At 60.9% G+C, this 25189-nt stretch carries 22 protein-coding genes and 1 pseudogene; 17 read left to right on the top strand and 6 right to left on the bottom strand.

Translation table 11 applies throughout. The annotated features are described in order from the left end of the window. The first annotated feature begins 10 nt into the window (after positions 1-10). The 8 genes from AWB75_RS31420 to AWB75_RS31385 all read left to right on the top strand — a co-directional run bounded on the left by AWB75_RS31420 (position 11) and on the right by AWB75_RS31385 (position 7506). Positions 11-781: an ABC transporter permease gene (locus AWB75_RS31420; RefSeq protein WP_061127901.1), complete on the top strand. Its 771-nt coding sequence runs from the start codon at positions 11-13 to the stop codon at positions 779-781. After that, the gene (locus AWB75_RS31415; RefSeq protein ID WP_061127900.1) at positions 769-1554 is read left to right on the top strand and encodes an ABC transporter ATP-binding protein; all 786 of its coding nucleotides are present in this window, start codon (positions 769-771) and stop codon (positions 1552-1554) included. Before AWB75_RS31420 ends, AWB75_RS31415 begins: the two co-directional genes overlap by 13 nt. A gap of 99 nt (positions 1555-1653) precedes the next feature. Next, positions 1654-2841, top strand: a complete 1188-nt coding sequence (locus AWB75_RS31410) for an NAD(P)/FAD-dependent oxidoreductase (RefSeq protein WP_061127914.1) — start codon at positions 1654-1656, stop codon at positions 2839-2841. A gap of 51 nt (positions 2842-2892) precedes the next feature. Then, a complete protein-coding gene (locus AWB75_RS31405; RefSeq protein WP_061127899.1) occupies positions 2893-3642 on the top strand; it encodes an electron transfer flavoprotein subunit beta/FixA family protein in 750 nt (249 codons plus the stop codon). Further along, positions 3643-4572 (top strand): electron transfer flavoprotein subunit alpha/FixB family protein, encoded by a 930-nt coding sequence (locus tag AWB75_RS31400; protein WP_061127898.1) that lies wholly within the window; start codon positions 3643-3645, stop codon positions 4570-4572. It begins immediately after the preceding gene. A 68-nt stretch (positions 4573-4640) separates the two neighbouring features. After that, the gene (locus AWB75_RS31395; protein WP_087087074.1) at positions 4641-5732 is read left to right on the top strand and encodes a M14 family zinc carboxypeptidase; all 1092 of its coding nucleotides are present in this window, start codon (positions 4641-4643) and stop codon (positions 5730-5732) included. 408 nt (positions 5733-6140) lie between these two features. Beyond that, positions 6141-6401 carry a hypothetical protein gene (locus AWB75_RS31390; RefSeq protein WP_327220192.1) on the top strand — a complete coding sequence of 87 codons (261 nt, stop codon included), beginning with the start codon at positions 6141-6143 and terminating at the stop codon, positions 6399-6401. 442 nt (positions 6402-6843) lie between these two features. Beyond that, positions 6844-7506: an HAD family hydrolase gene (locus tag AWB75_RS31385; protein WP_061127913.1), complete on the top strand. Its 663-nt coding sequence runs from the start codon at positions 6844-6846 to the stop codon at positions 7504-7506. 166 nt (positions 7507-7672) lie between these two features. On the opposite strand, the gene AWB75_RS31380 is transcribed toward AWB75_RS31385, so the two are convergent. From AWB75_RS31380 to AWB75_RS31370, 3 genes are all read right to left on the bottom strand, one after another. After that, positions 7673-8272, bottom strand: coding sequence for an RES family NAD+ phosphorylase (locus AWB75_RS31380; protein WP_061127896.1), 600 nt, complete (start codon positions 8270-8272; stop codon positions 7673-7675). An 11-nt stretch (positions 8273-8283) separates the two neighbouring features. Next, on the bottom strand, positions 8284-8964 hold the full coding sequence (locus tag AWB75_RS31375) for a hypothetical protein (RefSeq protein WP_235012321.1): 681 nt from the start codon (positions 8962-8964) through the stop codon (positions 8284-8286). Positions 8965-9215: 251 nt separating this feature from the next. Beyond that, complete coding sequence (locus AWB75_RS31370; protein ID WP_061127895.1) at positions 9216-10103, bottom strand: LysR family transcriptional regulator; 888 nt, start codon at positions 10101-10103, stop codon at positions 9216-9218. Between the two features lie 103 nt (positions 10104-10206). Here AWB75_RS31370 and AWB75_RS31365 point away from each other — a divergent pair, with 103 nt between their 5' ends. The 8 genes and pseudogenes from AWB75_RS31365 (at position 10207) to AWB75_RS31325 (ending at position 19804) form a co-directional block, all read left to right on the top strand. Further along, positions 10207-11643, top strand: a complete 1437-nt coding sequence (locus AWB75_RS31365) for an N-acyl-D-amino-acid deacylase family protein (protein ID WP_061127911.1) — start codon at positions 10207-10209, stop codon at positions 11641-11643. Between the two features lie 24 nt (positions 11644-11667). Next, positions 11668-12984: an MFS transporter gene (locus AWB75_RS31360; protein ID WP_061127894.1), complete on the top strand. Its 1317-nt coding sequence runs from the start codon at positions 11668-11670 to the stop codon at positions 12982-12984. A 103-nt stretch (positions 12985-13087) separates the two neighbouring features. Further along, positions 13088-14434 (top strand): aspartate aminotransferase family protein, encoded by a 1347-nt coding sequence (locus AWB75_RS31355; protein ID WP_061127893.1) that lies wholly within the window; start codon positions 13088-13090, stop codon positions 14432-14434. Further along, complete coding sequence (locus tag AWB75_RS37820; RefSeq protein WP_159462825.1) at positions 14431-14601, top strand: hypothetical protein; 171 nt, start codon at positions 14431-14433, stop codon at positions 14599-14601. The genes AWB75_RS31355 and AWB75_RS37820 overlap by 4 nt, the downstream gene beginning before the upstream one ends. Next, positions 14585-15922, top strand: a complete 1338-nt coding sequence (locus AWB75_RS31350; protein WP_061127892.1) for an AtzE family amidohydrolase — start codon at positions 14585-14587, stop codon at positions 15920-15922. Before AWB75_RS37820 ends, AWB75_RS31350 begins: the two co-directional genes overlap by 17 nt. Before the next feature lie 99 nt (positions 15923-16021). Beyond that, a pseudogene (locus tag AWB75_RS39550) lies at positions 16022-16159 on the top strand (IS110 family transposase); the annotation flags it as partial. A 1140-nt stretch (positions 16160-17299) separates the two neighbouring features. Then, complete coding sequence (locus tag AWB75_RS31330; RefSeq protein WP_087087068.1) at positions 17300-17635, top strand: hypothetical protein; 336 nt, start codon at positions 17300-17302, stop codon at positions 17633-17635. A 480-nt stretch (positions 17636-18115) separates the two neighbouring features. After that, positions 18116-19804: an AIPR family protein gene (locus AWB75_RS31325; protein ID WP_061127890.1), complete on the top strand. Its 1689-nt coding sequence runs from the start codon at positions 18116-18118 to the stop codon at positions 19802-19804. 276 nt (positions 19805-20080) lie between these two features. Here AWB75_RS31325 and AWB75_RS31320 read toward each other — a convergent pair whose 3' ends face one another. Genes AWB75_RS31320 through AWB75_RS31310 form a run of 3 tightly spaced genes read right to left on the bottom strand, consistent with a single transcriptional unit; the run spans position 20081 to position 23527 of the window. Continuing rightward, the gene (locus AWB75_RS31320; RefSeq protein ID WP_159462824.1) at positions 20081-22141 is read right to left on the bottom strand and encodes an ATP-binding protein; all 2061 of its coding nucleotides are present in this window, start codon (positions 22139-22141) and stop codon (positions 20081-20083) included. Beyond that, positions 22138-22611 carry a hypothetical protein gene (locus AWB75_RS31315; protein WP_061127888.1) on the bottom strand — a complete coding sequence of 158 codons (474 nt, stop codon included), beginning with the start codon at positions 22609-22611 and terminating at the stop codon, positions 22138-22140. Before AWB75_RS31315 ends, AWB75_RS31320 begins: the two co-directional genes overlap by 4 nt. Next, positions 22604-23527, bottom strand: a complete 924-nt coding sequence (locus AWB75_RS31310; RefSeq protein WP_061127887.1) for a hypothetical protein — start codon at positions 23525-23527, stop codon at positions 22604-22606. The genes AWB75_RS31315 and AWB75_RS31310 overlap by 8 nt, the downstream gene beginning before the upstream one ends. Before the next feature lie 541 nt (positions 23528-24068). On the opposite strand from AWB75_RS31310, the gene AWB75_RS31305 reads away from it, so the two are divergent. Further along, complete coding sequence (locus AWB75_RS31305) at positions 24069-25175, top strand: PIN-like domain-containing protein (RefSeq protein ID WP_061127886.1); 1107 nt, start codon at positions 24069-24071, stop codon at positions 25173-25175. Positions 25176-25189 lie beyond the last annotated feature (14 nt).

The following is a 25189-nucleotide window of genomic DNA, read 5'->3' as shown; positions in this document are numbered from 1 at the left end:
GCCTCGACGGATGGCATCGAATCGCAAATGGGCGGGCGGCGGCCTGCTCGTCGTCAGCGCGTGCTCGCTGATCGGCTTTCTGCTGCTGTGGGAACTCGTGTGCCGCGCGGGTCTCGTCGATGCGGTCTTTCTGCCCGCGCCATCGCAAGTGCTGGCGCGCGGCATCCGCATGTGGAATCAGCATTCGCTCTTCGACAACGTACTCGCGTCCACGCGCCGCGTGATGGTCGGCTTTCTCGCGGCGGCGGCAGTATCGATACCGCTCGGCGTCATGCTCGGCACGTCGCGCGTGGCGCGCGCGGTGTTCGATCCGCTGCTGTCGTTCCTGCGACCGCTGCCGTCGATGAGCTGGATTCCGCTTTCGCTGCTGTGGTTCGGCATCACCGAAACGCAGAAGTACAGCATCGTGTTCATGGGCTCGTTCGCGCCCGCACTGCTGTATGTGATCGACGCGACGCGCAGCATCGATCCGATCTTCATCCGCGCGGCGCGTAATCTCGGCGCGAACCGCTGGCAGGTCATGTTGGAAGTCATTCTGCCCGGCTGCATTCCGCAGATTCTGTCGGGCATGAAGGTGATTCTCGGACTCTCGTGGACTTGCGTGATCTCGGCCGAACTCGTCGCGGCGCAACAAGGTCTCGGCTTCATGATCATGAACGGACGCGAGTTCTTCCAGACCGATACGGTCGTGCTTGGCATGGTGCTCATCAGCATCACGGTGCTCGTGACGGATGCCGTGTTCCGGCTCATCGAACGCGGAGTGCTGTCATGGCAACGATGAATCATCCAATGATCCGGCTCGAGGGCGTCGCGAAGAGTTATGGCGCGTTGCAGGTGCTGAAGGAAGTCGATCTCGATATCGCGAAGGGCGAGTTCGTCGTGCTGCTCGGCGCGTCGGGCTGCGGCAAATCGACGATGCTCAACATGATCTCCGGCTTCGAGCAGCCGACGCAGGGCCGAGTGCTCGTCAACGGCAAGACAGTGAAGGATGTCGAGCCCGCATGCGGCATGGTATTTCAGCAATACGCGCTCTTTCCGTGGAAGACGGTGAGCGAGAACGTCGCGTTCGGGTTGAAGATGCGCGGCGTCGGCAAGGCGGAAAGGCGCGAGGCCGCGCGGCGTCATATCGAAGCCGTCGGACTGAAGGGCTTCGAGGACAGCTATCCCGGCAAGTTGTCGGGCGGCATGAAGCAGCGCGTATCGATCGCGCGCGTGCTCGCCAACGATCCGGACGTCATGCTGCTCGACGAACCCTTCGCCGCGCTTGACGCGATGACGCGGCAGGTGCTGCAGGAACAACTGCTGTCGCTCTATGAAAAGAGCGGCAAGACCATCGTCTTCATCACGCATTCCATCGACGAAGCGCTGATGCTCTCCACGCGCATGATCGTGATGGGCGCGAAGCCGGGGCGCATCGTGCAGGACATCCGCAACGATCTGTCGTTGCCGCGCAGCGCCGAAGTGCAACTTTCGCCCGCGTATCTGGAGATGAAGAAATCGATCTGGGAAACGGTGCAGGCCGAAGTCATGAAGGGACTCGAAGGCGCTGCGTGAAAGCGCTTCTGCTTAGCATCGTTTTCGCTTATGGATGCGGCATTGCGGCAGCGAAGCGGCACACTGCATCATCATCCGCATGAGAAAGGACGCGCAACAGTGAATACCTATGACGTGGTGGTGATCGGGGCCGGCGTGATCGGCAGTTCCGTCGGGTTTCATCTTCAGAAGCTGGGCGCGAAAAGCGTGCTCGTGCTGGATCGCGCGACTATCGGCGCGGGCACGACGTCGCAATCGTCGGGCATTCTGCGCACGCATTATTCGGTGAAGGAGAACGTCGAGCTCGCGCGCAAGTCGTGGGCCGTGTTCAACGACTTCGCGGCCTATCTCGACGATGACGAAGCATCGTGCGGCATCGTCAAGAGCGGCTATATGATCGTCGCGGCCGATGGGGACAAGGTCGAGCCGTTGCGCGCATCGCTCGAACAGCAGAAGAGCCAGGGCATTTCCCTCGAATTGCTGAGCGCGCAACAGGCGCACGAACTCATGCCGATCGCGCGTTTCGACGATGCCGCACTGATCGGCTTCGAGCCCGAAGCCGGTTTCGCCGACGCCTATCTCACGGCGACGAGCTTCGCGCGCGCCGCGCGTCGCGGCGGCGTGACGATCCGCGAGAACGTCACGGTGAATCGCTTGCTGATCGAGAACGGCCGGGTGCGCGGCGTATCGACGAGCGCGGGCGATTTCGCGGCATCGATGGTCGTCAGCACGCAGAACATCTGGACGCCCGAACTCGCGGGGTGGACCGGCACGACGCTGCCGGTGTCGCCCGAGCGTCACGCGGTGCTCGCGCTCGAATGCGAAGGCGCGGCCTATACGTACGCAATGCCGGTGTTCAAGGACCTCGCATCGCCGGGCATGTTGTATTACCGCAGCTACGGCGGCAATCAGATGCTCGTTAGCGAAGGCACCGCCGGCGAGAAACTCGACACAGCGGACATCGAACAAGGCGATATCTCGATGGACTATGTAGTCGAAGTCGGCGCGCAGGTCGCCGAACGCTTTCCGGCATACGAGGCGGCGGGCATCGCGGCGTCGTGGACGGGCGTGTACGACGTCACGCCCGACTGGAATCCCGTGCTCGGCGCGTTGCCGGGCATCGAAGGTCTCGTCGTCGGTTATGGCTTTTCGGGGCACGGCTTCAAGCTGTCGCCCACCGTCGGCAAGGTGCTCGCGCAGGCCGCGCTCGGCTTGCCGACCGATGTGTCGCTCGCGCCGTATTCCGTCGAACGCTTTGCGACCGGCGCATTGTTGACCGGCAAATACGGCGTCGGCGCGGTGTCCTGAGGCGCGCGGCGTCGCGCTTTTCTCATCGGATTCTAACCAGGGAATGCAACCATGAAGGTCATGGCAGCAGTGAAACGTGTCGTCGATTACAACGTGAAGGTCCGCGTGAAGGCGGATCAAAGTGGCGTGGAAACGAGCAACGTGAAGATGTCGATGAATCCGTTCGACGAGATCGCCGTCGAAGCGGCCACGCGCCTGAAGGAAGGCGGGCACGCGAGCGAAGTGATCGCGGTGACGTGCGGTCCGGCGCAAACCACGGAGACGCTGCGCACGGCGCTTGCCATCGGCGCGGATCGCGGCGTGCTCATTCAGACGGACGCGGAATTGCAGCCGCTGGCCGTCGCGAAGTTGCTGAAGGCCGCGGTCGAGCGCGAACAGCCGCGACTCGTGATCCTCGGCAAGCAGGCCATCGACGACGACGCCGGTCAGACGGGCCAGTTGCTTGCCGCGTTGCTCGACTGGCCGCAGGCGACCTTCGCGAGTCACATCGAGATGGGCGCGGATACCGCCACGGTCACGCGCGAAGTGGATGGCGGTCTCGAAGCCATCCAGGTTGTGTTGCCGGCCATCGTGACGACGGATTTGCGCCTGAACGAGCCGCGTTACGTGACGCTGCCCAACATCATGAAGGCAAAGAAGAAGCCGATCGATACGCTGAGTCCCGCCGACCTCGGCGTCGATCCTTCACCGCGCCTGAAGACGCTGAAGGTCGTCGAACCGGCGGCGCGCAAAGCAGGCGTGCGCGTGAGCGACGTCGCCGCGCTCGTCGACAAACTCAAGAACGAAGCGAAGGTTATCTGAATGAGCACACTCGTCATTGCCGATCACGACGGCGCGCGCATCAAGGCGGCCACGCTCAGTACGATCGGGGCCGCGCGTCAGTTGAACGCGCCCGTGCACGTGCTGGTCGCGGGTCACGATGCGCGCGGCGCGGCCGATGCCGCGAGCCGTATCGAAGGCGTGGATCGCGTCGTGCTCGTCGATGCATCGCATCTCGCCGATGGTCTCGCGGAGAACGTCGCCGCACAGGTGCTGATGCTCGCGCCGTCCCATACGCATGTGTTCTTTCCGGCGACGGCGTCGGGGAAGAACGTCGCGCCGCGCGTCGCCGCAAAACTCGATGCCTCCCAGATTTCCGATGTCATCGCCATTCACGACGCCGATACCTTCGACCGGCCGATCTACGCGGGCAACGCCATCGCCACCGTGCAATGCGATGACGCGATCAAGGTCCTGACGATCCGCACCGCCGCATTCGATGCCGCGCCGTTGTCCGACGCTTGCGCTCCCGTTGACACGAAAGAGGCCGTCGCGGGGACGCAGCGCGCGCGTTTTGTGCGTCGCGAGCTGGCGATGAGCGAGCGGCCGGAGCTTACGTCGGCGCGCATCGTCGTCTCGGGCGGGCGCGGCATGGGAAGCGCGGAGAACTTCGCGCTGCTCGATCCGCTCGCGCAAAAACTCGGCGCGGCGGTTGGCGCTTCGCGCGCGGCGGTCGATGCGGGTTTCGCGCCCAACGACTGGCAGGTCGGACAGACGGGCAAGATCGTCGCGCCGCAGTTGTATGTCGCGGTCGGCATATCGGGCGCGATTCAGCATCTGGCCGGCATGAAGGACGCGAAGGTCATCGTCGCCGTGAACAAGGACGCGGAAGCGCCGATCTTTAGCGTCGCGGATTACGGGCTCGTGGGCGATCTGTTCGAGGCGGTGCCGCAGTTCGAGAAGGGGTTGTGATGGGCTGAGTCCCGTGCGATTGACCGCCTCCTGATCCAGCCGTCGTCTGGGGTGTCGCGCAGGGCCAGATCTCGTGCTCGCCTTGTGCCGAAACTTACTGCGGTCCGTCGGCATTCAGTGAGCCTGAGACGCGCAACGTCAAGCATTTGCTGGACACCGAGCGGGTCGTCTCGTTCGCCGATGTGCATTCGTTTTCGGAACTGGTGCTGTACCCGTGGGGCCACGCCCCTACGCAGTCCACCGACCCAACCCAGCGCTCCACCGGCTTGCCGACTGGTACCTGCACCGCCAGCATTCCCGCTAGCTACTCTGAATACATGCCACCGCTCGACGTGCAACGATTCCGGACGGTAGCCGGCCGCATCGTTGCGGACATCGCTGCCGTGCGCGGCCGCCATTACACGCCGCAGACCTCGTACGCCCTATATGCAACCACCGGCTCGCAAAGCGACTGCGCTTACGCCCGGCACATCGCCAACCCGAGCCTGAATAAGACCTACGGCTTCACGTTCGAGACCGGGCCGTCGATTCCCTTAAACGTTCCCGAGTCCTTCCACCCGACCGACCCGACGCTGATCAAGCGCGACGCCAAGGCGGCGATGCTGACCTTGATGCAGCAGTCGGTTTGTGCGATCGAGCTGATCGGCACCCGCCTGTTCAAAGGCGGCACCGAAGTCGCCGCGCTGCGGAGGGTGCGCGACGAGTTGCTGGCCAGTACACCAGCCGGCCGCGAGTGGATCGCCCTGTTCGAGCGAGCGCAGTTCGCGTTGCTGTCTTCAGCCCTACGCGATGCCCAACTTCTTGCGGCAGCGGGTGAACTGGTCCAACTGATGGCTCGTTCCGCGAGCGACGAAGACGCGGTGTTCGCCGAGGCGGACGCCAAACGTGCGAGCGCGGTGCTGAAGAAGCTGAGGGCTAAGGTGAAGATTCATGCCCTCAAGGATGACCTGGATGCCATCGGCCAACGCATCGAGCAGGTGATCGGGCGCCGCATGCAGCAGGTGATCGAGTCGCTGATGCGGCAAAAGCCCGGACAGCCCAAGAACGCAGTTGCTGCGAAGAAGCCCGCTGCTGCAGTGAAGAAGCCCGTAGCAACGAAGAAGGCTTCTGTGGCCAAGAAGCCCGCGGCCTCTGCCAAGAAGAAGGCGCCGCGTTCCTAACCGTGATGGCACGTGCGTAGGGCAACCCGCGGTGCAACGGCGACCCGCGTCGGAGATGTTTGTTCGCCGCCCGGGTGCGGCCGCCGTCGGTCGACGTGCTCCAGCCCAATGGGCCGTGAGAGGAAGGTTGCAGACTGTCTGCCCCATTCCGGCCGCGTGCTCCGTGATGTCGGCAATTTCCTGATCGGATAGCGAAGCGAGCAGGGCGCGCGCTGTCGCGTCGATCCAGTTGTTGTCAAAAGCCGAGCTGGGCGATCGCGGGCGCTGCTAGTCCCGGAAGAGATCTACTCCTTCAAACACATCATTAAGTCCGAGCGGCGTTTTTGTTGGGTTCGATCCGCAGAGTCCCATAGCACTGCCGACGCGGCTGTATGCGATTCGAGGACGGTAGCGACGTCGGACGCGTTGGTGGCGATCCACATGGGCAGCGCGGTGTTCTGGGGCGTGCTGTTCGAAGCGCTGTGCGGACGACGGAGCCGTCCCGCGAGAATCGTAAGCGCTGCCGCGGCGACCGCGCTCATCGCCTATGTGGTCGACTATCACGTCGTTCCGAAACGCTTCACGCCGGGATTTGAGACCCATCTGTCGAAGCGCTCGCTGGCCATAACCTATGTCGCGCTGGCTGCCGGCTTCGCGATCGCCGCGCTGGCGCGACGCGCGTCCCGCTGACGCAACTCGGCGTGCAACACGCCGCTTTGCACGGCGCTTCGAGCCGCACTCCGGGAGCGGGGCATCGAGCACATGATGCGCGGCGATGACCGAGCGTTCGTTGGTGGCCGACGGTCGCTTCACAAATCACGCGCCTTTTGCTTTCGGCGAGTTCGATGGGTATCGCACACTCCGCCTTTTCCAATTCCGCTGGAAAACCCGCGATGACTATCCGAGAAAAATCTCCAATTAGCGCAGGATCGGCCAATCCTGTCGGTGACGCTCAGCACCGCGTATGCCAGCGTCGTACATGCGCGCGGCTGACATGTGCACGCGTGCCTCGAAGCGCAAACCGGTCACGCGCGAGCTCGCCCCGACCGGCGCGTTGCTCCGCGCGGACCGTGGCACGAACAATGCGGACGCGTTCTCGCCCTTGCAGAAGCGTCTTTTTATTGGAGGTCTCATGTCACGCGCCGCAATCTTCGATGTTGATGGAACGCTGGTCGATTCCGTCGACCTGCACGCGCTGGCGTGGTGCGAAGCGTTCGCGCACTTCGGACACGACGTCAGTTTCGACGAGGCGCGTAGTCAGATTGGAAAGGGCGGCGATAAATTGCTGCCAGTCTTCCTCTCGGAAGCGGAGCTGCGAGAACAAGGCGAGCAACTGCAGAAGTGGCGCGGCCAGCACTTCAAGGCCAATTATCTGACGATGGTGCGGCCGTTCTCGGCGGTCCCCGATCTGCTGCGGAAACTGCGAGATCAGGGCACGAGGCTCGCGGTCGGATCGTCGGCGAAAAAAGACGAACTGGAGATGTACCTCGATATCGCCGGCATTGCCGATCTGCTCGACATTACGGTGTCGTCGGAAGATGTCGAGCGCTCCAAACCGGACCCTGACGTGTTTGAAACGGTGCTGCACAAACTATGCGTCGAGCCTTCGGAGGCAATCGTCGTCGGCGACTCGCCGTACGATGCGCAGGCGGCGAAGCGAGCGGGCTTGCATACGATCGGTCTGCTGTCGGGAGGGTTTTCCGAGCAGTCGCTGAGAGATGCCGGCTGTATAGCCATTTACCCGGGACCCGCCGCGCTTCTGGCGAAGTACGACGCGTCGCCGTTCCGGGGTTGAAGACCTGAAGACCCACGTTGGCCCGGTATCTCACGGCGATTTGGTGCGCACCCCGCGTAACTTTGTCGAATTTAAGTATATAGATAACACAAGTGCGTCGGCGAACACCACAGCGACAGCGCGGCTTCAGCCGCCCGCAAGCCGGTTGAAGCCACTGAAGCAACGCTCAGGTCACTTGGACTTTGAAGCGAATCAGCACGTCCGTGGCACCCTCGGCGTAGCGAAACACGACTGGCGGATGCGGCTTCAGCTTGCGTACGGCGCGATCGAACAGGACAAGGGCCTCGGTATCCGTGTGGCGGGACTTGTACAGAAAGCCATCCACTTTTTCATCATGCTTGAAAACCGCCAGCGCCCATTGCTGCGTCGTGCGGTAGGGCTTTTCGGTCGAAAGCCGTCCATCCCCGCCGACCATTAGCAATGGTTCACCATGCATGACCGCGACCCTGAGCGGCTTGCCAGTGAAGCGATACACGTACCGGTCAAGCTCCGTTGATCGGACGGAGTAGCCGTGTTTAAGGTCAACCCGACGATCATGCAGCACGGTCTCTGCAAAGGCGCACCGGAGGCTGTCGATGCCGAAATAGCAGGTGCCAAATCGCGCCCCGCCCTTGCGGGGATCGTCAAAGCGGTTGGCACCTGACTTGCCAAAGTGAGGCTCGCCCGTATCGTAACGGGAGATGCGAACGAGCGTCGACGGTTCAATGATTCTGACATCCAGCTCTGCGGCTGTTGCGAAATTCTTGTGGGGTAGCGGCAGCGGCAAAACATTGGCTCCTAGCGTTCAATGAAAGCCAATGCGAGCTTCTTCACCTCATCGACCATGCCGCGCGACAGCGCCTTCAGCGGCGTAGTCTGGTCAAGAAAATCTGACGGCGTGGTGAAAAACTCGTACTTGCTCCAGCCAGGCAACGAGCCGAGCATCTGCGTCACTTTCGCCAGTTCTTTGCGGTCGAAGTCCGTGTCCAGATAGAACGCCGGATAGTAAGTTGCAGCGCCGACGTCGACGGTGAAAACCCTGCCCGACTTGACCGCCTTACTGAGCGCCTGCTTGGTGACACCCAAGCCCTCCCAGAGCACGGCAGCCGGAATCAACTGTTTTGAGCGGACCAAAGCCTGTCGTCCCTTCAGAATCTTGTCTTTGTCGACGACTTTATCCCACACATCCGCTGCGTCAGCCTTCGGCCTCTCCAGCAACTCGGCGTTATCCAGGCAGACGACTTCCTTCGACTTCTCGGACACCTTGGGCAAGTCGAGTGTGATTCGTCGGGCCACGGGCATGATCTGGCTGAGGCCAGACTTGATGAGGTGACCCAACTCCTCATCGGACAGGCGCATCAACGCGTTGGCTTCGTCGTCTCCCAGCATACTGACCGCCCCAACCGCACTGCGCAGCGCGGCCTGGCCAGGCTCAAGCACGACCGATACTTCAGGCGTTTCAAGGGTAGCGTGGGCCATAATCGACTCCATTCGTGAAAGCTCAGTGTACACCAAGCGACGAACCGGGTCAACCAAGTCAACCATTTTGGAGTCGCCGGCCACCAGGCCGACCAATCCGCGGACGAGGCGCAGCCACGGTAATCGTCGAACAATAGCGCGGGAAACCCCACCTCGAGACTAGAAAACTACGAATTCTGGCGCTTTTCCGAAAAGCGCGCGTTTCTTGCACCGGATGGTTAGCTTATATCGGCGCTAACAGCTATCCCGAACTAGCCGAACGACGCCCGCAGCAGCTCGCACAGATCGGCGGCGATCGAGGACATCGAAACATGCCGATGCTTCACGATGCCGATCGAGCGCTGCACCTCCGGACTCGCAATCGGTACCGCGCGGATATTCGGCGCGAAGTGCGCGGACACCGCGAGCGATGGCACGATCGCGCAGCCGAGCCCCGCATCGACGAGCGCGACGACGCACGAGATGTGTTCGACTTCGTAGAACCATCGCAGACTGATCGACTCATGCCCGAGGAGCAGTTCAAGCAATAGCCGGTTGCCGCTGTCGCGCCCGCCGATGATGAGCTTCGTCCCCGCGAGATCGCTCAGCGTGATCCTCTCCTGCTCCGCCCACGGATGCCCGCGATGCACGGCGAGCACGTAACGGTCCGTGAGCAGCGGCTCGAAAGTGAGATCCTCGTCGTCACCGGGATCGAGGCTGATGCCGAACTCGGCGAGTCCCGCCCTCACCTGTCCCAGCACGAAGTCGTGATTGCCGTCAAAGATCTGCACGCCGACCTGCGGATATTTCTCCGCATACAGCCGCAGCACATCGGGCAGCACGCGATTCACTACGGTCGGAATGCTCGCGAGCCGCACCTTCCCGAAGCGCTTCTCCGCGATCTCCCGAATCGACGACAGCATCGTGCCGAGCTGAGAAATCTGCTGCCGCGCCATCGGTAGAAACTGGCGGCCGACTCCCGTCAGCGCGACGCTGCGCGTCGTCCGGTGAAACAGTTCTACGCCAAGCGCCTGCTCCAACTTCTGGATGCGCCGCGACAGTCCCGGCTGCGTCAGATGAAGGCGATCGGCCGCCTTCTGGAAGCTGCCGAGCTCCGCCACGGCGACGAACGCCTCGAGCTCTGAATTCTCGACTTTCATAGCTGTTTCGCATGAATCCCTGAAAAACCGGCATTGGACGCGCCTATTTTGGACGATGAGCATTGTCACTGAAACAAAAAATCATTACCGCAGGACAATGCTCATGCACTTTCAATTGATCATCCGGAACGGCGAAGTCATCGACGGAACCGGCAACGCGCGCTTCACCGCCGATGTCGGCGTGAGCGACGGGCGCATCGAGGCGCTCGGCGACCTGTCGTTGGCGAGCGCGGACGGCGTCATCGACGCGGCTGGAAAGATCGTCGCGCCCGGCTTTATCGACAGCCACACGCACGACGACGCGTTCGTGCTCACCCATCCCGATGTGACGCCCAAAGTCGTCCAGGGCGTGACCACCGTGATCGCGGGCAACTGCGGCATCAGTCTCGCGCCCCTGCGCGCCGATGCGATTCCCCAGCCGCTCGACCTGCTCGGCGTGCCGGCGCGTTTCGCCTACGACAGCTTCGCCGCCTATCTCGACGCGCTCGACGAAGCGCCCGCCGCGGTGAACGTGGCGGCGCTCGTCGGACATTCGACGCTGCGCGTACGCCACATGAACGACCTATCCCGCGAAGCGACGGGCGAAGAGCGTGGGCGCATGGCCGCCGACGTCGAAGAGGCCATGAAGGCCGGCGCGTTCGGCGTGTCGTCGGGCACGTTCTATCCGCCTGCCGCGGCGGCGAGCACGCAGGAACTGATCGATGTCTGCGAACCGCTCACGCGCTACCCCGGCGTCTTCGCCACGCACCTGCGCGACGAAACCGCCAATATCGTCCCTTCGATGGAAGAGGCCTTCGCGATCGGCCAGGCGGTCGGGGCGAACCTCGTGCTGTCGCATCACAAGGTCGCGGGCAAAGAGAATCACGGCCGCTCGACGGAAACGCTCGCGCTCATTGACGCACGGAGCGCTCGCCAGCCGCTGTGCCTCGACTGTCATCCGTATCCGGCCACGTCGACGATGCTGCGCGCCGACCGCATCCGCCAGTCGTCGCACGTGATGCTCGCATGGTCCACGAAGCGTCCGGAACTCGCAGGCAAGGATTTCACAGACATCCTGCCGCTCTATGGCGGCTCGATCGAAGCCGCCATCGAAGGCCTGACGCCCGCGGGCGCGATCTATTTCGTGATGGACGAGCAGGACGTACGCCGCATCTTCCGCCACGAGAAAACCATGGTCGGCTCCGACGGCTTGCCCAACGACACCGCGCCCCATCCGCGCCTGTGGGGCACGTTCCCGCGCGTGCTCGGCCACTACTCGCGCGAGTTGAAGCTGTTTCCGCTGGAGACGGCGGTGCGCAAGATGACCGGCCTCACCGCCGAACAATTTGGCCTCGAAGGACGCGGGCACGTCGCGCAAGGCAATTTCGCGGATTTGGTCGTGTTCGATCCGGATGAAGTGATCGACCGCGCCACGTTCGACGCACCGAAGCTCGCACCGAAGGGCATCGAGCACGTGATCGTGAACGGCGTGCCGGTCATCGCGCACGGCGCACCCACGGGTGCGAGGCCGGGACGCGCGCTGCGCAGGATTCCCCGCTAAACAATCAGTTGATCAGAGACCGACATGGCCACGCCCCATCAAGCGACGTCGCAAACTGCCGCGCATCAGCAGCACACTGCCGACGCGGTGTATCGCAAGGTGACGCAGCGCGTCATCCCACTCATTCTGCTGTGCTACTTCTTCGGCTATCTGGATCGCGTGAATGTCGGCTTCGCCAAGCTGCAGATGATGAGCGAGCTGAATCTCACGGAAGCCGCTTACGGCGTCGGCGCGGGGCTGTTCTTCGTCGGCTACCTGCTTCTGCAGGTGCCCGCCGGCGTTCTCGTGAAGCGCCTCGGCGTGCGCGCGTGTCTGGGCGGATCGCTGATCGCGTGGGGCATCGTCTCCATCGCGACGCTCGCAACCCGCAGTCAGACGACGTTCTACGCACTGCGCTTCCTGCTCGGCCTGACGGAGGCGAGCTTCTTTCCGGCCGTGATCGCGTACTTCAGCCTGTGGTTTCCGTCGTTTCGCCTGAGCAAGGTCATGTCATTGCTGTTTCTCGCGATGCCGCTCGGCGTGATCATCGGCGGGCCGCTGTCGGGCTGGATCATGGACGCGACGCACGGCGGCCTCGGCCTGCACGGCTGGCAGTGGATGTTCCTGGTCGAAGGCCTGCCCGCCGTCGTGCTCGGCTTCGTGCTGTTCAGCGCGGTCGTGAATCGCATCGAGGACGCGAAGTGGCTCTCGCGCGACGAGCTCGCGGTAGTGAAAAGCGAACTGGCGCGCGAATCGTCCGACAAGAAACAGGCGCTCCTGCCCGCGCTGAAAGAGCCGACGCTCTGGCTCCTGTGCGCGATTTCCTTTCTCTACAACGTGGGCAATTACGGCCTCGTTTTCTGGATGCCGACGATGGTCAAGGCGCTCGGCCATCTCTCCAACTTCGAGATCGGCGTCGTCAGCGCGATTCCCTATGTCGTCGCGGCGGCCGCGATGGTTCTCAACGCGCAGCATTCCGTGAAGACGCGCGAGCGCCGCTGGCATACCGCCGTGCCGGTGTTCGTCGGCGGCATCGCGCTGATCGGCAGCGTGGCGGCGGCGGGCGCACCGGTGGCCGCGGTCGTGTGTCTGACGGTCGCCGTCGCGGGCATCATGTGCACACTCGCGATGTTCTGGAGCCTGCCGTCGCGCATCCTCGCGGGCACGGCGGCGGCGGGTGGAGCGGGCCTCGTGAACGTCGGCGCGGCGGTCGCGGGCTTCGTCGGGCCCTCGATCATGGGCTTTCTCAAGGATCTCACCGGCAGCACGACGGTCGGCGTCGCCCTGCTCGCAGTCACGCTCTTTCTCGCCGCGTTGCTTATCCTCGCGATTCCGGCGCGCTACATCAAGGCGGCGCAATGAGTTGCCGAAGCCGTTGTCGATGTGCGCAGCGTTGACAACAAATGTTTCTGTGAAGTCAGAATCATACATCGCGTGTTGTGCGCGCACTTCGAGGGCTGGCACAATGACCACGGTATTTCATCGCGCGCCGCGCGCCACGCTTCCCGTCGCTGTACGCGGCGACGGCATCGAGATCCTCAATTCCACCGGCAAGCGCTACATCGACGCATGCGGCGGCGCGGCCGTCTCGTGTCTCGGCCACAGCCACCCGCGCGTGATCGAAGCCATCCAGCGTCAGGTTGAGCAGTTGCCGTACGCGCACACGTCGTTCTTCACGACGGAACCCGCCGAGGCGCTCGCCAACCGGCTCATCGAGGCCGCGCCGAAGAATCTCGGTCACGTGTACTTCGTCTCCGGCGGTTCCGAGGCGATGGAAGCCGCGCTCAAGCTCGCGCGCCAGTATTTCGTCGAGAAGGGACAGCCGCAGCGGCGCCATTTCATCGCGCGGCGGCAGAGCTATCACGGCAACACGCTGGGCGCGCTTGCGATCGGCGGCAACGCGTGGCGCCGCGAGCCGTTCCTGCCGATCCTGATCGAGGCGCACCATGTCTCGCCCTGCTTCGCGTATCGCGAGCAGCAAGCGGGCGAAACCGACGAAGCCTTCGCGCAACGTCTCGCCGACGAACTCGAAGCGAAGTTCCTCGAACTCGGTCCGGAGTCGGTCGCGGCATTCGTCGCGGAGACGGTCGTCGGCGCGACGGCGGGCGCGGTGCCGCCCGTGCGCGAGTACTTCCGCAAGATCCGCGCGGTCTGCGACAAATACGGCGTGCTGCTGATCCTCGACGAAGTGATGTCGGGCATGGGCCGCACGGGCTATCTGTTCGCGTGCGAGGAAGACGGCGTCTCGCCCGATATTCTCGCGATTGCGAAGGGACTCGGCGCGGGCTATCAGCCGATCGGCGCAACGCTCGTCAGCAACGAGATCTTCGATACGATTGTCGGCGGTTCGGGATTCTTCCAGCACGGTCACACGTACATCGGTCACGCGACGGCGTGCGCGGCGGCGCTCGAAGTGCAGAAGGTGATCGTCGAAGACAGGCTGCTCGACAATGTGAAAGCACGCGGCGAGCAACTGCGTGCGCTTTTGCGCGAACGGCATGCGAATCATCCGTTCATAGGCGACGTGCGCGGGCGCGGCCTTTTCACCGGCGTCGAACTGGTACAGGATCGCGCGAGCAAGGCGCCGTTCGACCCGAAGCACAAGCTGCACGCGCTCATCAAGAGCGAGGCGATGAAGCGCGGCCTCATGGTCTATCCGATGGGCGGCACGGTCGACGGCCGCATCGGTGATCACGTGCTCATCGCGCCGCCGTTCATCACGACGGGCGAGCAGATCGAGACTATCGTCGAGCGCCTGTCTGATGCGATCGACGGCGCGCTCACCACTATCGGCGCGGAGGCGGCCGCATGAGCGACGCTTCGTTGAAAGCATGGGCGGCGAAACTCGGCATCGACGTGTCCGACGCATTGCTGGCCGGCGTCGCAGCGCTACTCGACACGATGCAGGCGAGCGCGTCGCAACTCGCCGTCGCGCTCGCCGAAACCGAATCGGAAGCCGGCGATGAACCGCGCGGTTGAGATCGCCGCGGACGTGCGCGCACGCCGGCGCTCGGCCGTCGACGTGACGCGCGAAGCGCTCGCAAACATCGAGCGCGCGAACCCCGCGATCAACGCGTTCCATCACGTTTTCTCCGACTCGGCGATGCAACGCGCGCAGCGCATCGACGAACTCATCGCGGAAGGCGTCGATCCCGGCCCGCTGGCCGGCGTGCCATTCGCCGCGAAAAGCCTGTTCGATATCGAAGGTCGCGTCACCGTCGCCGGCTCGCGCGCACGGCTCGACGCACCTGCGGCACTGCGCGATGCCGATGCCGTCGCCTCGCTGCAAAATGCGGGTGCGGTACTCGTCGGCACGACGCACATGGACGAGCTGGCGTGCGGCGCGACCGGGGAGAATCCTCACTTTGGAGACGTGCGCAATCCGCACGACGCCGAACGCATGACGGGTGGATCATCGGGCGGATCGGCTGCCGCCGTCGCGGCGGGATGCGTGTCGCTCGCGCTCGGCAGCGACACCAACGGTTCCATTCGCGCGCCCGCCGCGCTGTGCGGCGTGTGGAGCATCAAGCCAACGTTCGGGCGCCTGTGCAAGCGCGGGGTGCTCGCCTACGCCGATTCGCTCGATTGCATCGGCGGCTTCGCGCCCGGCGTCGATGATCTCACGGCGCTGTACGCGGTACTCGCCGGCGACGCAGCGGAGCAACGCCTCCGCGCACTGAGAGTCGCTGTGCTCGGTGGCTTCTTCGAAACCTGGGCATCGCGCGAAGCGCGGGACGCCGTGATGCAAACGGCATCTGTCCTCGGGCCGCACGAAACCATCGTCATGCCCGAAGACGAGATGCAACTCGCACGCGGGGCCGCGACGATCATCTCGAACGTCGAAGTCGCGGCCGCCCACGCAAAATTGCTCGACGCGCCCGCCGAAGACGTATCGCCGCGCCTGCGCACCCGCCTACTCGCGGGCGCGTTGACTCCGGCCGCGTGGTACGCCCGCGCGCTGCGCTATCAGACGCGCTTTCGCGCGCGCATGTCGCGTCTTTTCGGTGACTTCGACATCCTGCTCGCACCATGCACGCCGTTCTCCGCGCCGCGCTTTTCAGACACAACTATCGTGATCGGCTCACACGCGCTCGAACCGGCGAAGCATCTCGGCTTGCTGACGCAGCCCATTTCATTCGCGGGCCTGCCCGTTGTCACCGCGCCCGTGATTGGCGACGGCCGCATGCCGCTCGGCGTGCAGTTGATCGGCGCGCCGTTCGACGAAGCCGCGTGTCTCGCGGCTGCGCGCCGCATCGGGCAAGCTTTCCGCAACACCCAACGAACGTCGACCGAAACATGAGCAACCGACTTCCGCGCCTCCGAGGCCGATAGACCGGATCGCGGCGCCCATCGAATGAACAAGGCCTCTCGTAACGGATGTTGCTCTATTTTGCGGAACTCAGCTTTCTCTCAAGAGTTGATGGGGCGACGCGAGCATAACTGCGCGGCGGTCGCATTGGCCAATCCGAATGCGCGGATCATTCAGGCGCTGCTCAGCATCGATGCGACCTATATGACGCGAAGCGCGACCGCATAGTCCCAAAGCTGCCGGCAAGGGGCGATGCCCACGCAGGTTTGCGAAGCTTCTCAAAGCGATGACGAAATAGGTTGAACCAGCATCCTGGAGCCTGTTTTCCGTGTCGGCAGCCACTCATGGCGAGCCGTTTCTTTCTGAGGACGGGGTGCGCGGATCTCATCGAGGCCGCAGGCGTGCTTCGGCAACTGCCCACCTGGCAAGCCGGATACATGCATGCAGACCGTTTCGACATCACGAACAAGAAGCTCGCAAAAAGGCATCGGGCCCATACACGCATGGAAAGTACACATACCCCGAGTTGGACGACGGGATGACAGGAAGACCGACGCCCTGCCCGAGCATCCGGAGCTCTATCTCATCCGCCGCGTGCGCGGCACGTGCGAAATGGTACTCGCGCCCCAATACATCTTGGTGTATCGACTTCTGAAGCGAAAGGCCATTTTCGAAATCGTTCGCATCGTCGGCGCAAGGCAGAACTATGGACTGCGTGCGAAGGCATGACGAGCGTCACTGCGCCTTTCGGCCTTTGCGGACTTTGACGCTCGTCGCGATCAGAGTCCGCTGCTGGGCGGATTGCGGACGAGTCCAGCGTTTCGCGGCAGGGACCGCAATTGAATGGGTCAGCGAATTCACACCTACGACCTTTCGCGACGCTCATGATCGTTCGGCTCCTGACCGTTTCCCGACCGAGGTCCGCCATCTTTCTCGTCGGGTCGACGACGCTTGCGCAGCCCACCTGCCTACTGGCGCAAGGCCGATCCGATGATTCAACAATGTTCGCTGTTGGCCCTGCGAACAAAATGGTCATGACCGGGGACTGAACGGCAGTCAACCGGCGGCATCGCGCAGCTATCGATCGACAGATTCGACGCTGGGCCGTGCGCATCGGTTGGCGGCCCATGGGAAACATCGCTGCGTCGTCCGCAGATCCCACGACATTTGCTGCCACGTTCCCGTGAACCCAACAGTAATCTGCGAAGCGGCGTTCCACGCTGACGGAGCGCCGCCCTCGCATCATGCTCTGGTCGTAATCGACTTTGTCGAGACCGGGCTCCGAGGGCGGGTCACGTCGTCTGCGTGAGCCTAAAGGGTTCGTCGATCCTGGCCGATATCAAGGCTGATACGCCAAACGGACATCCCATGAAGAAAATCGCGTTCCTATTTGCCCTGCTCTTGGGCGCATGCGCAACCGCCTCCCATACCTTCGCGCCAGACGGCCGTGAAGCGTTCTCGCTTGATTGCTCGGGCTCCGCCCGCAGTTGGGGTATGTGTCTCGAGAAGGCGGGAGACCTTTGCAATACGCGCGGCTACGAAGTCTTGCAGGCGAGCGCGGAAGACGGTTACATTGCCGCAGGTAACGCGGGCGCGTCGATTTCAGGCAATCGCTCAGGGTTTGCCGGCAGCAGTTCCTCCAGTTTCTTCGCTTCGACGCTGCATAAGCGGACGATGTTGATCGCCTGCAAGAAGCAAGCATAGGATGCAGATGTTTCGCAGGAGCCAAATGACAGAGTCTTTCCCTCAGTGTGCGGTTACAGTCGATTTCCATGTTTGAAAATCTACTAGACCTTCTCGAAAATGCCGGTGTAGATCCAGCCGCGCAGCAGATCACGCTCATGCGACACAAGGCTGTCTGTCGGAACGCAAGAAAACTGTTGCAAAACGGGACGCGTTCATAGAGATGTTATGAACGGCATCGGCATGAAACCCCGGCGCAGCTACCTCGTGCCGACAACAATCAAGCGATTCATGCAAAAGTCCCCTTCGACGTCTGGCAGGAACTGCGCTAGGCGTAACCGGTGCTGGTCAGACAGGAGCGCATTCGTGCGGTGCTGTATGCACGGCCGAAAGACGCAAGCGTAACGGCAAATCCCGACTGGGCGGTGTCAGTTTCTTGGCAAGGTCTAGCGATTTGTCGTAAATTCAAGCTACTGATATACCATCATCCTTAATAGAAACATGGCCCATAACGATCAGCTACTTCTGGATCGCATCCTCGAAGAACAGCGGAACGCCCGCATGCCGATGGCGACGAAGGCGGATTTTTTCGAGCAATATGTCGCGGAACAGGTGCTCAAAGATTATGACTTGTCGGATGAAGAGATCGAATACGGCTTGACGGGCGGTGGGCATGACGGCGGTATTGACGGCTTGTACGTATTTGCAAACGGCGAGTTAGTCCAGGAAGATTTTGACCCTGCCGTCCTCAAGAAGAACATTGAAGTCGACGTCGTGATTCTCCAAGGAAAGACCAGCAATGGGTTCGACGAAGATACACTCAACAAACTTATTGCTGTCACCGGACACATCTTCTCGCTCGCGCATCCGTTGACAGAATTTAACGGTGTCTATAACGAGGGGGTTTTGTCCGCCGCTGCCACCTTCCGAAGCATGTACGAGTCGATCGCAGGGAAATTTCCTAGCCTCCGCTTCTACTACTTCTACGTAACCCGAGGCGACAGTCAGAGCGTCCACCCTAACGTTGTAAGGAAGAGCAACGACCTCCACCGCGTCGTCGGAGAACTTTTTCCGCACGCCGCATTTGATTTCAAGTTTCTTGGCGCGACGGATCTTCTGGGATTGGCTCGACGGCAGCCGGCGACCAGCTTCGAACTTAAGTTTTCTGAAAGCTTAACTGGCCGCGATGGCTATATTGCACTTGTGCGCTTGCGAGACTTCATTGGATTCGTACGCACCGAAAACGGACTGCTTCGCAAGTCCTTGTTCGAAGCCAACGTCCGCGACTATCAGGGAAGCAATCAAGTCAACGAAGATATGCAGAGTTCCCTGCGAAGCGGAGGCCCAGAAGATTTCTGGTGGCTTAATAACGGGGTGACCGTAGTTGCAAGTCGCGCCGTGCAAGGCGGAAAGACCCTTACGATTGAGGATCCTCAGATCGTGAACGGCCAGCAGACATCGACCGAAATATTTAACTATTTCAACGCAGCGAACACGGAAAACGATGAGCGGTGCGTCATGGTTCGCGTGATTGTGGCGAACAACTCTGCGAGTCGCGACCGTATCATCAAGGCAACGAATAGTCAGACGTCGATTCCGGCGGCATCCTTACGTGCGACTGAAAAAATTCATCGCGATATCGAAGACTATCTGACACCATTCGGTCTCTACTACGATCGCCGGAAGAACTCGCAAAAGCAGCTGGGCCGTCCCGCCGATAAGATCATCAGCATCAGCCTGATGGCACAGGCCATGATGTCGATCGTCCTGCAACGTCCAGACGATGCACGCGCGCGCCCGTCCTCTTTGATCAAGAAGGATGACGATTACAGTAAGATATTCAGCACCGAGTTGCCGATAGAAGCGTACCTGGTTGCGGCTACACTCGTTAAAGCTGCGCAGGCATGCCTTCGTGCGCGCGACGATTTGACTCCAAAAGACCGAAACAACCTTCTTTTCTATGTTGCCGCGCACGCCGCGGCTGTGCTTTGTGAACGTGCAAGACCGAGCGCGAAGCGGCTGGCAGAAATCAAGGCCGACAAAGTCACGGACGCGCAGATCAATGCGAGCATCGAAATCGTCAACGAGCTCTACAAGCGACTCGGAGCGAATGATCAAGTGGCCAAGGGCCATGAAATGCTGACCGGGCTGCGACAGATCTTGGAGACAGCTTATCCGATTCGCGGGTAGCTTTCGAGCGCGATAGAGAGCATGACGCTCATGCCGTCATGCTCCCTCGGCGAGCGACAGGCGTGGCTCATGGCCGAAATTGTGAGTGGCTCATGGCGGAAGCACTATTGTCTTCCGATGCTACTTCACCTTCGGGAAACCGACTTTTTCCTACCGTTCAAGTGCGCTTCGTTGAGCGCCCGCAAAGCCGAGGCCCTTCCGTTCGCAACGAGGAAAGGCTCGCCACGAACAGATCTTTGTCGGACGCGGCTAAGTCGCTTTGGTGAACCGGGCTGTTCACGCGGATATGGGTTGGATGACCTTGCCTTCCCACTGGATCAAATGGAACGCCAGTCCAGCAGTTGCTGTCATAAATACCGACTCGTCCTCGTCGAACGATGCGGCAACGATGGCCTGAAGGCCGGGCTGCGCGATTAGCAGTTGAAGTAGCGCGCGCTGACTGGCCGAACGCATCGAATGCTGGCCAGGCTCATCCATCAGAAGCAGTCCAGGGTGCTGCCCTTCGAAACCTCGGGTCGCAGACGTTTGGTATAGGGCCAGCAAGTAGCTCCAGATGAGGCGCACGAAGTCGCTCGCGCTGGAGTCCGCAGTTAGGCTTGTTTGCGCCTTCGGACGAAGAATCTCGCGCAGCTCTAGCTCCGAGAGGATGGGTGTCAGCGTGTCTAAGCTAATGCGTATGTCGGCAATCTCTGCACTCTCATATCCAAAGGAACTGGCGTTGCCTCTGAAGTGTTTCTCAAAGAGCGAGATTCTCGATACGTCGACATCGCTGTAGGTTTCTTTAGGAAGCGCCCGTCTGTCACCTTGGTTCGCTGCCAGACGGTCGGCAATCTCTCCGAAGGTGAACATAAGTGCCTCCGCCTGCGTCTTGAAAGCTTGCAAGTTCGATAGCTCGAGGTCGATCTGAATCTGTCGGCGGACGATCGCGCGAGACTCCGCCATACCGGTGCTTACGTCGCCGCGTAGCGAGTTGCGGTAATCATGAATTGCCGCCAAACGGGCGGCTACGTCGGCGACGGTGATTTCAGACTGACGAATTTCCTCGACTGCCCCGTTGATCTGGTTTTGCAGCATCTTCCGCTGGCTATCGAGATAGTCGATGTTGGTGTTTAGATCCATCTGCGGACCTGTCACGATACCGACCAGCAACGTGTCGTCAACTGCTTGATGGCAGGTTGGGCAATGGTCCGTCGCAACCTCGATCTCCATCTGAGCGCCGAGCTTCCGCAACTTCAAAGCCGTCTTGTTCCGCTCCAGGTCTTCACTGCTTTCGGACAGAAGGAGACGTAGTTCATCCAACGCAGCTTTCTGCAGCGTCAGATTCGTGGTCGCACGTTCGTGCAGCACACTCAGCCGTTGCAGTTCAGATGAGGCAACCTCAAGTTCTTGTAGAGCCTCTGCGCCGGAGGCCTTTCCATATGCCTCGGCCTTCGCTCCCAGCGCATTGTGTTCGGCGCGAAGTTTGCTGACTTGGTCGAGCAGTGTGGTCTTGGTATTGCCATCTGACTTCACGAACAGGATGGCCGCGGGGTCGAACATCGAAACCGGTGTGGCAGACAGGCCTTCAATTACGACGCCGTTTGCAGCTGCGGCCTGCCGCAGAGTGTCGTAGGTAGGCCTTGCGCCAGTCAGGGTCAATCGCCATGGAATCGGCGTCAAGGGCCGCTCGTTTGGCCTGTCGCTCGAACACCCCCAGACCCAGCATGAACTCGGTGACCCTAATGCGCGCGTCGCGAATTCCGAGAAGGGAATATTCGCGATGTAGTCAGTCCACCCGCGCTTCTGCTCCACGGCGAGCGCGGCGAAGATCGTCTGCAGATACAGCTTGGCCACGCCGCCATTCGTCGCTGGGACTTGTGGCAGCTGGTAGCCCATGAACCCTTCGAGGAAATGAAAATACCCTTCCTGCTTCTGGGCGCTGCCAGGATCAAAGAGGTAGGTCGGCTGCGGCATACCGAGTTCGGTGCCCTCCGTGAGATGGGCGCTTTCGAAAACCTCCACCAACTTCGACTGACGCATGGAGTCGCGAATTGCCCGACGCAAGGTAACGCAGCGCCCAGAGGCATTCTCCAGTTCGACAAGAACCTCGGAGCTTTCCACTGTGACGCGGATATCGCCTTGCACGAAATACTCTCTGACCGCATAGGGCAGCACCTTCTCGCCCTTGCCGCCGATAAGCTCTTCCATGCCCAAGCCGTAAATGAGGGTGTTGTAGAACGTGCTCTTGCCGCTCGAGTTGCTACCCCGGATGACGGTAAGGCCGCGGCTAAATTCAAACTTAAACCCGAATTCGCCTTGGGCTGTGGTCATTCTTAGTTTAACGGCCCTGATCTTCATGCCGACTCCCATCCCTTCGCAACTTTTTCGACCATGCCTTCTGTGATCTCCTTGCCGATCTGCGTCAAAAGTTTGCGCTCGGGTGTGAAGGCGCCGGTATCCTTGAGCACTTCCGTAATGAAGGCTCGGCCCATTTCTGTCAATTGATATCCGGTTGAGGTGGCCTCAATCAAGTTCTCGGCCACGGCAAACCGAATGGCGATAGCTAGCGCGGGGTCGAAACCCCACGCCGTCATCTTCAGTTCCTTGGCCTTCGCGGCGTCGACCAGCTTCCGCATCCGGTCGTTACTCTTCAACGCCCAGTTGAACAGGTGCAGGCGTGGCAGTGTTGACTTCCCGCCACGAGACGACGTCTGGAGAACCAGAAGCAGTTGCGTGATCTTGTAGAGCGGCCGGTGCTCCACGAGCACTGGAGACGGCCGCCGGACGAAGCGCAGACGCCGAGGTTCGACGGCGACGGCTTCAGTCATAGTCAACCTCGCAAACAGCAATCCACCTCGCGACGATCATGCGGGCGATGTCTGCGGCGTCGGTTTCGCCAATAGAGGGAGAGAGCTCCCTGACGATGCGCGCCGTAAGGCCATCGCGAATCTTGTCGGTCAATTCTTGTGGTGTTCCTTCCCAGGTAAAACACCTTTCGTCAACTTCAGCCTCGTAGCCGTTGATGAGCCGCGCAAGCCTTGAATGGACGGTTGGTGCCGTGTCGTTTATCCGTTTCAGGTAGGGGCCGTGGTCAAGGAACTCTCGGAGGGTCTTCGCGTAAAGACGACCAACCCGACCTTCCAGTTTGTCGGCTGAGGTCTGCGCAAGTCGCGTCCGCGTCTTGCGCATAATGTTCTTCTCGTAGGTCTCGGAATTGCCGTTCAGGTCGGGCAAGACCGCGGGCAAGCCGCCGAAATCCAATGCCTGACCGACGGCAAGCTTCATTTCCTGAATCTCAGTCGCGTAGTGGTCGGCGTCATGTACCAGCACCTGGAAATCCGGGTCCAAGATTGACAGGTTCCAGCCGCGAACCTCGACCTCTTTCGCCTGCGCGTGCTTGATGAGGTCGTTGTGGGCAATGGTTGGCGTCACCAGGTGCCAGCGCCGTAGCTTGGTCGTGCCCAAGACCTGCGTCAGGTCGCTTTCGTTGGTTCGAAGCTTCTTCAGGTCGGTCGTGATTTTGTCCCGCTGCTTCTCATAGAGGTCTCTCGGCGGGTAAACCTTATCTGGACAGTAGCATTGATACCCATAACCTGTGGTCTTAGTGAAACCCTCCAGGCCGTAGTCTCCGGGAGTAGCAGGGATGTGGGTGTAGCCGTCGTCCGTGAACTTTCGCTTGAAAACGAGCTGACACAGCCGTTCCCAGCTGTTCCCGTCGAATGGGCCGTAGGAAGTCTGAAACACGCTTCAGTTACCGCGATCGCCTAGCCGAGAACCGGCTCGGAAATACCGGTAATCACCGCTTTGATGAGAAGTAGTGAAGATGCGTTCCGGCGAATGCCGTTTGAAGTGACTAGCCTTGTGTGCAAGCGGTCCTCTCAGATTGTTACCGCTACGGAACTGCACAAACCTGCGACGCGGTGTGGAATTTGCGTATTGTTTGATACAAATGGTTGCTTGTAAAGCAAAATCTGGGAATTAGGCTGCTAGCACTGGCAAGACGGCGCTTTCGGCGATGCAACAGACGGCGGTAAACAGCGCATGTCGGTCGTCCGGCAGCGCTCGGTCAACTGCGCCCATTGGCCCCGGCTTTTCCTGAGGGCACTTAAAGGTCCTTTCCGCACTCGATAACGTCGTTTGAACAGCCAAACCAATGGAGTGTCAGTCACATTTTCCTCGTTGCTAGTGGTAATCCTGCGTAGCTGGTCGCTTGTAAAACTCGGCTAGGGCGGAATACAGTACACTACGTAAAGCCCCGCACGCATCCATATACGCCAGTAGCTTAATGACCACGTTCGCCGAAATAAACTCGCCTATAGGGCTTAGAGACCTTCCGCTTTCGTACAGCGAGTATACGTCGCTCGCATACGAATCCTTCGCAAATCCTCGCACTTTGGTTTTCGTTGACACGAACGTCCTCGCGCTTCCGTTCAACTTCCATAGCGCTGCCCGCCGTGGCTTCTACAGTCTTCTGAAGATCCCAACCACAGGGGGCCGGCTTCGCGTGCCTGGATGGGCGAGTAACGAGTTCTTCCATCGAGCCTTTCGCTCAAAAGAATCGGATCATGGCTTCGCAGGAAACGTTAAAAAGACGCTCGGTTCGTTTCCGAACAAGGATCATATGATGACGGTCCTTTCAAGGTCGGCATCGCAGGAAGAACTGTCTAGGCTTGCAAGGCAGTACGAGGTCGAGCCGGAACGAGTTCTTGCGCATATCAGTAAGGTCTTCTCAAAGCTAAATGAGTCGTTTGGCAAATTAGGAAGCGACTTGGATCCCGACTTGGTCCATGCTGAGTTGGATCGCGAGTTGCGCGGATGTTATCTGCCGCTTGACTTCAACAAGCATTGCGTGGATGTTGCGGCTCATGCAGACCGACGAAGAGCTAACCGAATTCCGCCTGGCTTGACAGATGACCGTAAAGGAGATGCCGATAGGCGCGGGCGCGATGCAGGCAACGTTGACGGCGACCTGGCACTCTGGCTCGAAATTCTCAATGCCGCTGCGGAGATCAACCGTAAGCGAGCCATCGATGCCAAATATGAAAGCGTCTTGGTGCTTTGCGAAGAGCGAAAAGGGGATTTTATATACGCTCCAAAGTTTCGCTCCCACGAAGAAGCTGCACGCAAACCCGCAACTGAGCGGTTAAAGAACAATGAGCCGAAAATCTCATTGATCGATCCGCGATTGGCGAGTGAATTCGAGACAAAACTTGGACACCGCAACATCGCTTTTGTCAACATCGAGCATATCGCGGACGGATGGCTGAGGTCTCCGCCTGCTGACCGGGGGGCAACGTCGGAAATAAGAGAGGCCTCTTTTGAAATCAGAGTGGGGTGTGCCAAGAACGCGAGCATCAATCGACCGATGTTTGCGGAGCTTTACCAAAGATGAAGGAAGGCCCTTCG

Origin of the sequence: Caballeronia catudaia, from assembly GCF_001544755.2 — a bacterium.
In the GTDB taxonomy this organism is placed as follows: domain Bacteria; phylum Pseudomonadota; class Gammaproteobacteria; order Burkholderiales; family Burkholderiaceae; genus Caballeronia; species Caballeronia catudaia.
Note: the sequence above shows the minus strand (reverse complement) of the source record. Positions and strands in the feature narration are given on the sequence as shown.

Excerpts from the sequence above, each read along its gene's own strand:
- AWB75_RS31365 (WP_061127911.1), top strand. The coding sequence starts at position 10,207 with ATGCACTTTCAATTGATCATCCGGAACGGCGAAGTCATCGACGGAACC.
- AWB75_RS31385 (WP_061127913.1), top strand. The coding sequence starts at position 6,844 with ATGTCACGCGCCGCAATCTTCGATGTTGATGGAACGCTGGTCGATTCC.
- AWB75_RS31375 (WP_235012321.1), bottom strand. The coding sequence starts at position 8,964 with ATGGCCCACGCTACCCTTGAAACGCCTGAAGTATCGGTCGTGCTTGAG.
- AWB75_RS31400 (WP_061127898.1), top strand. The coding sequence starts at position 3,643 with ATGAGCACACTCGTCATTGCCGATCACGACGGCGCGCGCATCAAGGCG.
- AWB75_RS31325 (WP_061127890.1), top strand. The coding sequence starts at position 18,116 with ATGGCCCATAACGATCAGCTACTTCTGGATCGCATCCTCGAAGAACAG.
- AWB75_RS31315 (WP_061127888.1), bottom strand. The coding sequence starts at position 22,611 with ATGACTGAAGCCGTCGCCGTCGAACCTCGGCGTCTGCGCTTCGTCCGG.
- AWB75_RS31350 (WP_061127892.1), top strand. The coding sequence starts at position 14,585 with ATGAACCGCGCGGTTGAGATCGCCGCGGACGTGCGCGCACGCCGGCGC.
- AWB75_RS31305 (WP_061127886.1), top strand. The coding sequence starts at position 24,069 with ATGACCACGTTCGCCGAAATAAACTCGCCTATAGGGCTTAGAGACCTT.
- AWB75_RS31360 (WP_061127894.1), top strand. The coding sequence starts at position 11,668 with ATGGCCACGCCCCATCAAGCGACGTCGCAAACTGCCGCGCATCAGCAG.
- AWB75_RS31405 (WP_061127899.1), top strand. The coding sequence starts at position 2,893 with ATGAAGGTCATGGCAGCAGTGAAACGTGTCGTCGATTACAACGTGAAG.
- AWB75_RS31320 (WP_159462824.1), bottom strand. The coding sequence starts at position 22,141 with ATGAAGATCAGGGCCGTTAAACTAAGAATGACCACAGCCCAAGGCGAA.
- AWB75_RS37820 (WP_159462825.1), top strand. The coding sequence starts at position 14,431 with ATGAGCGACGCTTCGTTGAAAGCATGGGCGGCGAAACTCGGCATCGAC.
- AWB75_RS31370 (WP_061127895.1), bottom strand. The coding sequence starts at position 10,103 with ATGAAAGTCGAGAATTCAGAGCTCGAGGCGTTCGTCGCCGTGGCGGAG.
- AWB75_RS31330 (WP_087087068.1), top strand. The coding sequence starts at position 17,300 with ATGAAGAAAATCGCGTTCCTATTTGCCCTGCTCTTGGGCGCATGCGCA.
- AWB75_RS31420 (WP_061127901.1), top strand. The coding sequence starts at position 11 with ATGGCATCGAATCGCAAATGGGCGGGCGGCGGCCTGCTCGTCGTCAGC.
- AWB75_RS31355 (WP_061127893.1), top strand. The coding sequence starts at position 13,088 with ATGACCACGGTATTTCATCGCGCGCCGCGCGCCACGCTTCCCGTCGCT.
- AWB75_RS31415 (WP_061127900.1), top strand. The coding sequence starts at position 769 with ATGGCAACGATGAATCATCCAATGATCCGGCTCGAGGGCGTCGCGAAG.